The organism is Bradyrhizobium sp. T-1 (genome assembly GCF_053592855.1).
This window is the reverse complement of sequence record NZ_CM132115.1, coordinates 748,737-761,068: the sequence shown is the minus strand read 5'-3', so window position 1 is coordinate 761,068 and position 12,332 is coordinate 748,737. Positions and strand designations below refer to the sequence as shown.

11 protein-coding genes are annotated in these 12,332 nt (G+C 64.4%); 4 read left to right on the top strand and 7 right to left on the bottom strand.

Annotated features, from left to right (window positions below; genetic code table 11):
* Positions 1 to 3 precede the first annotated feature (3 nt).
* The 6 genes from ACWAT4_RS03595 to ACWAT4_RS03570 all read right to left on the bottom strand — a co-directional run bounded on the left by ACWAT4_RS03595 (position 4) and on the right by ACWAT4_RS03570 (position 4,969).
* The gene (locus tag ACWAT4_RS03595) at positions 4 to 411 is read right to left on the bottom strand and encodes a YciI family protein (RefSeq protein WP_212303479.1); all 408 of its coding nucleotides are present in this window, start codon (positions 409 to 411) and stop codon (positions 4 to 6) included.
* A 125-nt stretch (positions 412 to 536) separates the two neighbouring features.
* Complete coding sequence (locus ACWAT4_RS03590; protein WP_449729808.1) at positions 537 to 1,229, bottom strand: AprI/Inh family metalloprotease inhibitor; 693 nt, start codon at positions 1,227 to 1,229, stop codon at positions 537 to 539.
* The gene (locus ACWAT4_RS03585; protein ID WP_212303481.1) at positions 1,229 to 2,218 is read right to left on the bottom strand and encodes a 2-hydroxyacid dehydrogenase; all 990 of its coding nucleotides are present in this window, start codon (positions 2,216 to 2,218) and stop codon (positions 1,229 to 1,231) included. Before ACWAT4_RS03585 ends, ACWAT4_RS03590 begins: the two co-directional genes overlap by 1 nt.
* Positions 2,218 to 3,036, bottom strand: a complete 819-nt coding sequence (locus ACWAT4_RS03580) for an ABC transporter permease (RefSeq protein WP_212427901.1) — start codon at positions 3,034 to 3,036, stop codon at positions 2,218 to 2,220. The genes ACWAT4_RS03585 and ACWAT4_RS03580 overlap by 1 nt, the downstream gene beginning before the upstream one ends.
* Positions 3,033 to 3,848 carry an ABC transporter ATP-binding protein gene (locus tag ACWAT4_RS03575; protein WP_212303483.1) on the bottom strand — a complete coding sequence of 272 codons (816 nt, stop codon included), beginning with the start codon at positions 3,846 to 3,848 and terminating at the stop codon, positions 3,033 to 3,035. The genes ACWAT4_RS03580 and ACWAT4_RS03575 overlap by 4 nt, the downstream gene beginning before the upstream one ends.
* 98 nt (positions 3,849 to 3,946) lie before the next feature.
* Complete coding sequence (locus ACWAT4_RS03570; protein WP_212427899.1) at positions 3,947 to 4,969, bottom strand: ABC transporter substrate-binding protein; 1,023 nt, start codon at positions 4,967 to 4,969, stop codon at positions 3,947 to 3,949.
* Positions 4,970 to 5,108: 139 nt separating this feature from the next.
* Between ACWAT4_RS03570 and ACWAT4_RS03565 the strand changes: the two genes are divergently transcribed.
* The 3 genes from ACWAT4_RS03565 (at position 5,109) to ACWAT4_RS03555 (ending at position 8,690) form a co-directional block, all read left to right on the top strand.
* Complete coding sequence (locus tag ACWAT4_RS03565) at positions 5,109 to 5,915, top strand: creatininase family protein (RefSeq protein WP_449729807.1); 807 nt, start codon at positions 5,109 to 5,111, stop codon at positions 5,913 to 5,915.
* 139 nt (positions 5,916 to 6,054) lie between these two features.
* Entirely contained in the window at positions 6,055 to 6,318 is a 264-nt protein-coding gene (locus ACWAT4_RS03560; RefSeq protein ID WP_212303486.1) for a hypothetical protein, read from the top strand.
* A 407-nt stretch (positions 6,319 to 6,725) separates the two neighbouring features.
* Positions 6,726 to 8,690 carry a carbohydrate porin gene (locus ACWAT4_RS03555; protein WP_212427937.1) on the top strand — a complete coding sequence of 655 codons (1,965 nt, stop codon included), beginning with the start codon at positions 6,726 to 6,728 and terminating at the stop codon, positions 8,688 to 8,690.
* 19 nt (positions 8,691 to 8,709) lie between these two features.
* On the opposite strand, the gene ACWAT4_RS03550 is transcribed toward ACWAT4_RS03555, so the two are convergent.
* A complete protein-coding gene (locus tag ACWAT4_RS03550; protein WP_449729806.1) occupies positions 8,710 to 10,785 on the bottom strand; it encodes a methyl-accepting chemotaxis protein in 2,076 nt (691 codons plus the stop codon).
* Between the two features lie 244 nt (positions 10,786 to 11,029).
* Here ACWAT4_RS03550 and ACWAT4_RS03545 point away from each other — a divergent pair, with 244 nt between their 5' ends.
* Positions 11,030 to 12,328 carry a hemolysin family protein gene (locus ACWAT4_RS03545; protein WP_449729805.1) on the top strand — a complete coding sequence of 433 codons (1,299 nt, stop codon included), beginning with the start codon at positions 11,030 to 11,032 and terminating at the stop codon, positions 12,326 to 12,328.
* The last annotated feature ends 4 nt before the right edge of the window (positions 12,329 to 12,332 follow it).

The window sequence follows — 12,332 nt, the reverse complement described above, 5'->3', positions numbered from 1 at the left end:
TCATCAGGCGTGGGCGGCTAGTTCGGACCGCGCGTTGACCTCGCAGGCGCCATCCACGCCCGGCGTGGCGAACGCCCGCAATTCGCAAGTGCCGTCCCAGCCCGGCATGTGGTCGAGGTGCAGCTGCATGAATTCCTTGGCCATGGCCAGGGCTTCCGCCTTGTCGCGCAGCTCGAAAATGGCGTAGCCGCCGACCACTTCCTTGGCCTCGATGAAGGGGCCATCGACGACGCTGAGCTCGCCGTCGACGATCCGCACCCGCGCGCCGGTCGCAAGCGGCATCAGGCCGCCATTGTCGATCATCCGGCCAGCCTTGATTTCCCGCTCGGAAATCTTCTGCATGGCCTCCATCAGCGCCGGAGACGGGCCCTTCATCGGCTGGCTGGAGGTGACGATGTACATGAAGCGCATGCAAAACTCCTGTTGAGGCGAGACGCAGCCGGTTCGACCGCGCGATCAGCTCGCTATGGAGATGACGATCCAGCCGGGGCCGGAGCGACATGCACCACAGAAAAATTGCAGGACCGGAGGGGCGCCTATTGGCGCAGCATGATCAGGGGATCGGCCGTATCGGGAACCCGCCGCCATTGCGCGTTGTCGTCGGCCTCGAACTGCCAGACGTCGCCCGATTTCGACATCAGGATGATCTGGCCGCGCTCGAGCCGCCATTGCGTCGGGTTGAACTGGGCGATGGCCGCATCGCATTTCGGCTTGAGGAAGACCTGGAAATTGTCCTGCTCGGCTTCCGTGTTGGTCAGCGTCAATCCGCAGACCGGCTGGCCGTTGCCGCGCACCATGGCCCAGTCACCGATCATCTGGTCCATCGACTTGGCCATCGAGCGGGCGGCGGCGAGATCCTGTAGGATGTAGACGCCCTCGCCCTGCCGCAGGCCTTCGAAAATGCCGGCCTCGACCTCGGTGAAGTCGATCACGGATTCACCGGTGGCATCCTGGAGGCGGACGATGTCGAGGCCCTTGATGCTCCAGGCCACGATGTCCTTGGTGAAGGGCAGTGCGGTCTTGCAGGCCGGCTCCAGCTCGAGCTTGAAACCCTGCGCCACCGCATCGCCCTTGATGGTGACGACGCAGGTCTTGCTGCGCTCGGTGGTCGAGAGCTCCCACTGCCCGACCATCCCCTTCTTCAGGGTCGTCGCATCCTGCGCACGCGCAGCGCTGATCGCGGCGACAGAGGTCGCGATCAGCAATGCAACGACCCGAAGAGCAGTCATCAGCGCCCCTTGAACGGCGTTTCAGCAACCGGCGTCAGCGGCGCCTTGCCGGCGAACCAGGACTTGAGGTTGTCGACGACGAGCTGGTCCATGGCGTTGCGCGTCACCACCGAGGCCGAGCCGATATGCGGCAGCAGCACGACGTTCTGCATGGTCTTGAGCTCGTCCGGCACGTTCGGCTCGGCGGCGAACACGTCGAGGCCGGCGGCGAGGATGGTGCCCGATTTCAGCGCCTGCACCAGCGCGGGCTCGTCGACGACAGAGCCGCGTGCCACGTTGACCAGCACGCCGCGCGGGCCCAGCGCCTTCAGCACCTCGGCGTTGATCATCTTGTTGGTGCTGGCGCCGCCCGGCACGATCACCATCAGCGTGTCGACCGCTTTCGCCATTTCGATCAGGTCGGGATAGTGCTTGTAGGACACGTCCTTGGACGGATTGCGGGAGTGATAGACCACCGGCACCAGCGAGGCATCGAGCCGGCGCGCGATCGCCTGGCCGATGCGCCCCATGCCGACGATGCCGACCTTGCGGTCACGCAGCGAGCCGACACTGAGCGGATAATTCTGCGTCTGCCAGAGGCCGGAACGGACGTAACGGTCGGCCTTGATGAACTCACGCACGGTCGAGATCAGCAGCCCCATCGCGACGTCGGCGACTTCTTCGGTCAGCACATCGGGCGTGTTGGTGACGATGATGTTGTGCTCGGCAGCGTATTTGGCGTCGATATGGTCGTAGCCGACGCCGAAGCTCGCAACCATCTCGATCTTGGGCAATTGCGACAGCGAGTCCTTGTCGGCGCGAACGGTGTGATAGGTCACGGCAACGCCGCGGATCTTTTCGCGGATCGCCGGCGTCAGCCGCTCGAGGTCACCGCGCGTCTCGGCCTTGTGCACGACGAAATGATCGGAAAACCCGCTCTCGAGGATCGGCCGCACCGGCCCATAGATCAGAAGGTCGATCTTATCGGACGAAATCGAACCGGTTGACATCAGTTTTCCTTTCCAAGCGCGCTCTCATGCCAGCGCCGTAAAACGAGGTGGGAAATTAGCGCCAGCACCCCATAGATGACAATCCCGGCTAGCGACAACAGCAGCAGCGCTGCGAACATGCGGGGTATGTTCAATCGATAGCCCGACTCGGCGATCCTGTAGGCGAGGCCGGAGCCGGCGCCCGCCGTTCCCGCCGCGATCTCGGCGACGACAGCGCCGATCAGCGACAGACCGCCGGCAATGCGCAGGCCACCCAGAATATAGGGCAGCGCCGCGGGCAGCTTCAGAAAGCGCAGGGTTTGCGGCCTTGATGCGCCATAGAGCTGGAACAAACCGGCGAGGTTGCGGTCGACCGAATTCAGCCCCAGCGTCGTGTTCGACAGCACCGGGAAAAAGGCGACGATGAAGGCGCAAACGACGACCGCAGTCTGCTGCTCCAGATAGATCAGCAGGAGCGGCGCGATCGCGATGACAGGCGTGACCTGAAGCACGACGGCATAGGGGAACAGTGAATATTCCACCCATTTCGACTGGTTGAACAACAAGGCCAACGCGATGCCGCCGATGCCGGCGGCGACAAAACCTTCCAGCGTCGTCAAAAGCGTGGTGGCGAGCGACTGTGACAGCACCGCCCAGTCCTTGATCAGCGTCAGAAAGATGACCGAAGGCGCCGGCAGCACATAAGGCGGGATCTCCTTGATCCGGACCACGAGCTCCCAGGCCGCGAGGCCGGCGGCGAACACGATGACAGGCAGCACGAGACGCATCGCGCTTTGCGCACCTGACGGCTTCGTGGTGACGGAGGATTGCGCGGTCATAGCGTCGACTGTCCCGAATAGGACGGCGCCAGCGCGGCCGACACTTTGCGGCAATAATCGGAATAAGCCGCCGAGGTACGAAACTCCTCACCGCGCGGCTCGACCGTCTCGATGCGGATATCGGCCTCGATGCGGCCGGGCCGCGCCGTCATGACCACGACGCGCTGCGACAGATAGACGGATTCGAACACCGAATGGGTCACGAAAATGACGGTCTTGCCGAGGCTGCGCCACAACGCGAGCAGATCGTTGTTGAGGCGGAAGCGCGTGATTTCGTCGAGCGCGGCGAACGGTTCGTCCATGAGGAGGATGTCCGGATCGGTCACGAGTGAGCGCGCCAGTGACACCCGCATCTTCATGCCGCCGGACAATTCGCGCGGGAAGGCATCGGCGAAATCGGCGAGCCCGACACTGGCCAGTGCTGCATCGGCCCGCGCCCGACCTTCGGCCTTCGGAATGCCGCCGAGCCTCAAGGGCAGCCGGACGTTTTCGCGCACGCTGGTCCAGGGCATCAGCGTCGGCTCTTGGAACACGAAGCCGATGCCGTGGCCCGGCTGCACGGGCCCCTCGTGACGGGCCACACGCACCGTGCCTGATGACGCTGCGCTGAGCCCCGCAATCAGCCTCAGCGCCGTCGACTTGCCACAGCCGGACGGACCGAGAAGCGAGATGAACTCCCCCTTGCGCACCGCGAGGTCGAGAGGGCCGAGCGCCATGACGCCATTGTCGTAGATCTTCGTCACAGCGCGCAGGCTGACGGCAAGCGCCGTCAGGCTGGCCTCGACCGTGGGCGAGGTTTTGCGCTCTACCATTGATCGCGAAATGCTGTTCGACGTCGCGGGTTGACCACCTCTCCCCAACCGGGAGAGGTAAGCGACGACGTCACACCTGGGTCTAAACTCAGCATACGTTACGGCTTGGCGGGGCGCAGCTCGACGCCGACGCCCTTGTTGACGAAGCGCAGCGTGTACGACTTGCGGAAGTCGAGATCGCCCTTCACGACGCCGGCCTTCACCATCTTGTTGAAGAAGGAGGTGTAGCGCTCGTCGCTCATCGCGCCGATGCCGTTCTTCAGGCTATCGCCGGAATCGACGATGCCGTATTCCTTCATCTTGGCGACGGAATAGGCGAGCAGATCGTCGGTCATCTCGGGATTGAGCTTCTTGATCATGGCATTGCCGGCGGAATTGTCGCCATAGATGTAATTGTACCAGCCGATCATGGAGGCATCGACGAAGCGCTGCACCAGGTCTGCCTTCTTCTCGATCAGGTCGCGGCGGGCCTCGATCAAGGTCGAATAGGTGTTGAAGCCGGCATCAGCGAGCAGGATGACGTTGGGCTTGAAGCCGGCTGCTTTCTCAACGGCGAAGGGCTCCGAGGTGACGTAGCCCTGCATCGCGCTCTTGGGATTGGCGATGAAGGGCTGCGGGTTGAAATTATAGGGCCGGACATTCTTCTCGCTGAATCCATATTCGGACTTCAGCCACTGGAAATAGCTGGTCATGCCCTCCTTGGAGACAAACAGCGTCAGCGGCTTGAGGTCCTCGATCTTGGCGACCTTCGCATCCGGCTGTGTCAGCAGCACCTGCGGATCTTTCTGGAAGACCGCAGCGATGGTCACGACCGGGACGTTGTTGGCGACCGCGTCGAACGACATCAGCGTGTTCGCGGCCATGAAGAAATCGATCTTGCCGGCGATCAGCAGCATGCGGTTGTTCTCGTTCGGACCGCCCGGAACGATCGAGACGTCGAGCCCGTATTTCTTGTAGGTGCCGTCGGCGACCGCCTGGAAGAAGCCGCCATGCTCGGCCTCGGCGACCCAGTTGGTGCCGAAAGTGACCTTGTCCAGGGTCTCGCTGCGCGCCGGCAGGATCGACACCACAGTGGCCAGCAAGCCCGCCGTTAACGCTCGCCGCAGATGGGATGGGCTCATGAATGCACTCCGTCGATCGAGTCTGGCCGATGTGAGAACAACGCGATAAAACCGCAAGAGATCAGGGGACGCTGGCCGGCCGGGCCCGCGTCCCCTGATAACCCCAAACTACGTGACAAATTCAGGCAAAGAAACCTTGATGACGCCTTCCCGCGACTGGAGCGAGATCCGCTGGACCGATGCCGCTCCTGCGGATGTGTCGCGCTGGATCGCGGTGCTGCCGCTGGCGGCGACCGAGCAGCACGGCCCGCATCTGCCGCTCGAGACCGACGTGCTGATTGCCGAGGCCTATCTTGCGCGCGTGCGGGAGGTGCTGCCGGCGACGCTGCCGGCGACGTTCCTGCCCATTGAACCCGTAGGCATCTCCACCGAGCATATCGACTATCCGGGCACGCAGACGCTGCCGACCGAGGTAGCGCTGAAGCGCTGGACCGAAATCGGCCGGGACCTCGCGCGGCGCGGCGTGAAGAAGCTCGTCATCATCACCAGCCATGGCGGCAACAGCGCGGCAATGATGCTGGTGGCGCAGGATCTTCGCGCGCATCAAAAAATGTTCGTGGTGACGACGTCGTGGTCGCGCCTGTCGGCTGCGGAGAAATTGTTCCCGGCCGATGAAGTGCGCCACGGCATTCACGGTGGCGCAGTCGAGACCTCGATCATGCTGGCGCGCTATCCCGGGCAGGTGCGCAAAGATGCGATCGCGGATTTTCCCGCGAGCAGCATCGCGATGGAGCAACAATATCGCTGGCTCTCGACGCAGCGGCCCGCGCCCTTTGCCTGGCAGGCGCAGGATCTCAACGCCAGCGGCGCTGTGGGCAATGCAACGCTCGCCGTCGCCGCCAAAGGTGAGCAGTTGATCGACCAGGGCGCACGCGCGTTCTGCGAATTGCTGACTGAGGTCGATAACTTCGACGTGAGCAGGCTCGCCAAGGGCCCCCTCGGCTAGCCTTCATCTACCTGAAATTATTCAAGAAAGATCCGATTATTCAGGCTGCCTGAGGCGCTTTCGAACCTGATACGGCAAGCCTCCGTCCAATTGGGCACGCGGACCACAACGGACCGCCTCAACCCGGATGGAGTTTCACATGTCGATCAAGACCAAGCTTGCCGCACTCGCTCTCGCCACGCTTGCCGTCACCGGCAGCATCGCGGCCACCACCTCGCAGGCCGAAGCCAAGCCGCTCGGCTGGGGCTGGGGTGTGGGCGCCGGCATCGCCACCGCCGCCATCGTCGGCACCGCGATCGCCGCCAGCAACGAACCCTATTACTACGGCTATCACCGCTGCGGCTGGGTCGCCCAGTACAACGCCTTCGGCCAGTACGTTGGCCGCGTTCGTAGCTGCTACTGATTTAGGTCTCTGAGGCCGATCTTACGTGGATCCTGCGTCCGACACGGGCGCCTCATCCACCCCGTGTCGTGCCCCCGACCCGTCCGATTGTCCCCCCGGGCGGGTCATCCTTTTTTCGCACCAAGAGTTTGTTGCAGTCCCGTCACATAACGATGCGAACCATCCTCTGCGACATTCTGGACTAGTTGCTATTGCGAATTACTAGCAATAAGGTTCGCAACAAGCTCAGGGACTTGGCAGACCTTGGGGGTGAATCGCGCAAGGGCGGCTGATCTCGTCCGGTCGCGTGAGCATCCAGGACCCTGATGACAGGACCGCCGCGAATTGGCAGGGATGTCGCGGCGGGTGGGACATATTCGCGTTTGGGGGCGTACGTTTTGACGTTGAGAAGTCACCGTTACAGGTATTTGCGGACGGCCGCGGCGATTGCCTCGGGCGTGCTGGCATTTCCCGCCACCGGCCGTGCGGCCGACCTGCCGCTCAAGGCGCCGGCGCTGAGAGCCGTCTATGACTGGACCGGGCTCTATATCGGGGCGCATACCGGATTCACCCGCGGCACATCCTCCGCGACGCTGATCGATCCCGCGGTCGCGACCAACAACAACGTCTTCACCGGCGCGACCGGTGGCGTCCAGGCCGGCTACAATTGGCGCCTCAGCTCGGGCCTTCTGCTCGGCGTCGAAGGCGACATCTCCTTCCCGAACTATTTGCCCTCCAACCACGTCGTGTCGTCGGCGGTGACCGCGCTATCGAGCGCAGAGGAGCGGTGGGACTACGTCGCGAGCCTGCGCGCGCGGCTCGGCTACACCAGCGGCAACTGGCTGTTCTACGCGACGGGCGGCGCGGCTTTCACCGGCGAGCGATTTCTTTCGACGCCGACCGGCGGCAATGAAGAGAAGGTGCTGCACACGCGGTTCGGCTGGACTGCCGGCGGCGGCGTCGAATATGGCTTCGCGCCGCACTGGAGCGCGCGGCTCGAATATCTCTACAGCAAGTTCGAGAACGCGGGCGTCACCTTCCCCTCCGGCGCGCAATATTCGTCGTCGATGGATTTCCAGAGCCTGCGCATCGGCCTCAATCGCAAGATCGACTGGCCGGGCGTGCCGACCTACAATGCGAAATCGGATGTCACCGACACCGAATCGAGCCGCTGGGAGATTCACGGCCAGTCGACCGTGCTCGGACAGGGCTACCCCGCGTTCCACGCGCCCTATACCGGACCGAACAGTCTGCTCCCGACGCCGGACTTTCAGCAGACCTGGAGCAATTCGCTCTATCTCAATGCGCGGCTGTGGGACGGCGGCGAGGTCTATTTCAATCCCGAGCTGCTGCAGGGCTTCGGCTTCAACAACACGACGGGCGCTGCAGGCTTTCCGAACGGCGAAGCGCAAAAGTCCGGCTTTCCCTATCCGCATTTCAACGCCTCGCGACTGTTCGTGCGCCAGACCTTTGGTTTCGGTGGCGAGCAGGAGGAGCTTGCCAGCGGCCAGCTGCAGCTCGCGAGCAAGGTTGACGTCTCGCGCCTGACCTTGCAGGTCGGCAAATTCTCCGTGGTCGATGTGTTCGACGGCAATTCCTACGCGCATGACCCGCGCAAGGATTTCATGAACTGGTCGATCTGGGCGTCCGGCGCCTTCGACTATGCTGCCGACAAGCTCGGTCTCGGCTACGGCGCGACCGCCGAGTTGAACCAGAAGCAATGGGCGCTGCGCGGCGGCTATTTCCTGATGGACGCCGTTTCCAACTCGAGCAATTTCGACATGAACGTCGGCCGCCGCGGCGAATATGTGATGGAGCTCGAGACCCGCTATTCGCTGTTCGGCCAGCCCGGCAAGCTGCGCACGCTCGGCTTCGTCAACAGCGCCTATTCCGGCAGCTATCGCGAGACGCTGGATAATCCCGCCTTCGGCGTGGACATCAGCCAGACCCGCCGCGGCCGCATCAAATACGGCTACGCGCTCAATCTCGAACAGGCCATCACCGACGACATCGGCGTGTTCGGCCGCTGGAGCTGGAACGACGGCCGCAGCGAGATCATGGCCTTCACCGACATCGATCGCAGCCTGTCGCTTGGCACCTCGATCAAGGGCACCAAATGGGGCCGGCCCGACGACGTCGTCGGTATTGCGGGCGCCATCAACGGCTTGTCACAGGATCATCGCGACTTCATCGCGGCCGGCGGGCTCGGCCCCCTCATCGGCGACGGACAGCTCAACTACCGCCGCGAGCGCGTGCTGGAAACCTACTATGCCTATGCGCTGAACAAGGCGCTGACCTTCACCGCCGACTACCAGCTCATCACCAACCCCGCCTACAACGCCGACCGCGGACCGGTCTCGGTGTTTTCGGGGCGGCTGCACGGCGAGTTCTGAGCGCGTCCGCCGCTCGCTCCTACGCAGCGCGGATCGCGTCCAGGAATTTTCCGACCTCGACCTTGAGACGGGTGCTCTCGCCGGACAGCGATTTGGCCGAGGCGAGCACGTTGGCGGAGGCCGATCCGGTCTGGCTCGCACCGCGCTGCACGTCGACGATGCTGGCGGACACCTGCTGGGTGCCACGTGCGGCCTGCTGCACGTTGCGGGAAATTTCCCGCGTCGCCGCGCCCTGCTCTTCGACCGCCGAGGCGATTGCAGACGCGATCTCGGACATACGGGTGATGGTATCGCCGATCGCCTTGATGGCACCGACGGAATCCTCCGTCGCGGTCTGGATTCCCGTGATCTGCTGGCTGATCTCGCCGGTCGCCTTGGCGGTCTGCTCGGCGAGCGCCTTGACCTCGGAGGCGACGACGGCGAAGCCGCGGCCGGCCTCGCCGGCGCGCGCCGCCTCGATCGTGGCGTTGAGAGCGAGAAGATTGGTCTGGCCCGCGATCTGGCTGATGAGCTCGACGACGTCCCCGATCCGCCCGGCGGCCTTGGCGAGCTCGCCGACATAATCGTTGGTCCGACCTGCCTGCTGCACCGCCTCCCCGGCGATACGCGCGGAATCCTGGACCTGCCGGCTGATTTCGTCGACCGACGAGGCCATCTCCTCGGCCGCCGCGGCGACAGTCTGCACGTTGGTGGAGGCCTGTTCGGAGGCGGCAGCGACGGTCGTCGTGACCTTTTCCGACTGGTCGGCGCTGCTTGTCAGCGTTCCTGCCGAGACCTCCAGCTCCGAGGAGGCCGACGAGACGGTGTTGATGACGTCGCCGATCATGGCTTCGAAATCGCGCGCGATCTGGTCCATGCGCTGGCTGCGCCGGAGCTTCGTCTCGGCTTCGACCGAGGCGGCTGCATCGGCGGCCTTCTGGGCGACAAGCGAATCCTTGAAATGTTGCAGCGAGCCGGCGACCTGGCCGATCTCGTCATTGCGGCCCGTGGCGGGAATCTCGACTTCATGCTGTCCGGCAGCGAGCGTGCCGATCACGTCGGCGAGCCGCGCCAACGGCGTCACCACGCGGCTGCGCAGCATCATGGTCACGCCGCCGAGCGTGCCGAGCAGCGCCAGCACCGCAACGCCTGCGAGCGCGAGCATCGCCAGTGCGCCATCGCGCGCCGCCGACGCACGCTCGGCCGCTTCCGCCAGCGCGGCGTCGCGCACGCCGTAGAACATCTGGATGGCGGGCACGATCACGCTCGCCAGATCGTCGGAGCCGATACCGTATTTGCCGTCGCTGCGCGCCGCCGGCATCTCCTTCTCGACGACGGGAGCCGCTTTCCCGAAATAGGACTCGGTCGCGGCCTTGAACGCGGCGGCGATGCGGGGCGGATTTCCGAGCTGATCGATGCCGGCCTCGATGCGCTCGCGGTCGGCTTCCACGCGGCCCTGCATGCGATCCATCAACGAGGCTTCGGCGACCGTCACCGGCCGGCGGGCCGACAGCGGCGGCGACAAGGTGGCGGCACGGCTGCCGGCGGCAACCCGCAAATCCTGCGCCGTTCGCGCCAGGCTCAGGAGCGCCGCAAGCGAGGAATCGGCGTTGACCACCTTGGCTTCGAGCCGGTTCATGATCGGCTCGATGCTGCCGAGGACGTCGGCGACGCCGGGCAGGAAGCTCTTGATGGCGGCATTGTCGCGCGCGGCCAGAGGCACGCTCATCGCGCGATCCGCCGCCGTGTTGACCTCCTTCAGCCGCTGTGCGGCACGGTCGAGCTTCTCTGCCATCGCTGCTCCGTCATCGAGCACCAGGATGGCACGCCTTGCACCGTCGAATGCGGTTTCGGCCGCCTTCGCAGCCTTCGTGGCCGCATCGATCTGCGCTTGCGTCGCAGCGGTTTCCTGGAAGATCGGTCCGATATAGGGAGCGCGAAGGCCGGCGACCTGCTGGCTGACCATCAGCATGGCGCCAAAAGCATCGACCGTCTTGATCGCATCGGAGCGGTTCGTGAAGATGCGCGCCTGCGGTATCAGCACCTCGGCGCCAAGAACGACCGCAAAAACCGTCACCGTCAGCATCGACAGCGCGAAAAGCTTCCCGATCCGCATCGTGGGCCCCGATATGTTCCTGCAAATGCCGAAAACCTAGCTGGCGGCCACTAAGGGCCCGTTAAGCATCTGTCCGTAGTTCCGCGGAGTGTCAGGTCGTCGCAGGGCCGCCCCGACGGGCGGCCAGCCGCGAGGTTCCCTCGCCGTGGCGTATGCGACAGGATGGCCGGAACTTCCTCGGGGAATACCTATATTAACGTGTGTGCTGCGATCCGCAGCCACACTCGCTGCCCCCGGAACATCAATGCTCTCCGTCGAACTCATCATCGTCGTCGTCCTGATCGTCATCAACGGCCTCTTGTCCATGTCCGAGCTGGCCGTGGTGTCATCGCGCCCGGCGCGGCTGTCGCTGCTGGCCGCCAGGGGCGTGCGCGGCGCCGAGCGGGCACTGGCATTGGCCGCCGATCCCGGTAAATTCCTCTCGACGGTGCAGATCGGCATCACGCTGGTCGGCGTGCTCTCGGGCGCCTTCTCCGGCGCCACGCTCGGGCAGCGGCTGACGCAATGGCTGGTCGAGCTCGGCCTGTCCTCAGGCATTGCCGACATCGTCGGCGTCGGCATCGTCGTCACGCTCATCACCTATGCGACCCTGATCGTCGGCGAGCTGGTGCCGAAGCAGGTGGCGCTGCGCGATCCCGAGAGCATCGCAGTCAAGGTCGCGCCCGCGATGCACGTGTTGGCGCGGGTCTCGCTGCCGCTCGTGTTTCTGCTCGACGTCTCCGGCAAGCTGATCCTGACCCTGCTCGGCCGCGGCGGCAAGGCCGAGGAGAAAGTGTCGGAGGACGAGATCCATCATCTCGTCAACGAAGCCGAGAGCGCCGGCGTGCTCGAGCCCGGCGAGAAGGAGATGATCGCCGGCGTGATGCGGCTCGGCGACCGCCCGGTCGGCGCCGTGATGACGCCGCGCACCGAGGTCGACGAGATCGACTTGAACGATGATCGGGAGGCGATCCAGGCGCTGATCGCGAAGAGCCCGCATTCGCGCTTTCCGGTTTGCGACGGTGATCGCGACAAGCCGATCGGCGTGCTTCAGGCCAAGGATCTGCTGGTCGCCTATATGCGCGAGCGCACACCGGATTTGCGCACGCTGGTGCGCGAGACGCCGATCATCCCGGCCTCCGCCGATGCGCGCGACGTGCTCGCGATCCTGAAGGCAGCGCCGGTGCATATCGGGCTCGTCCATGACGAGTACGGCGCGTTCGAAGGCGTGGTAACCGCGGCGGATATCCTCGAGTCGATCGTAGGCGCCTTTCATTCCGAGGAAGGCCCGCCGGAACCGGCCTATGTGAAGCGCGCGGACGACTCTCTGCTCGTCTCAGGCTGGATGCCGGTTGACGAGTTCGGCGAGTTGCTCGGCATCGAGCTACCACCGCATCACCGCTACAACACGGTGGCTGGCCTCGTTCTGCAGCAATTCACCGTGCTGCCCAATGTCGGCGACGCCTTCGACTTCGCCGGTTGGCATATCGAAGTGCTCGATCTCGACGGCCGCAGGATCGACAAGATTCTGGCGCGCCGGCTGGGCGAGGTGGAGACGGGGTGAACGA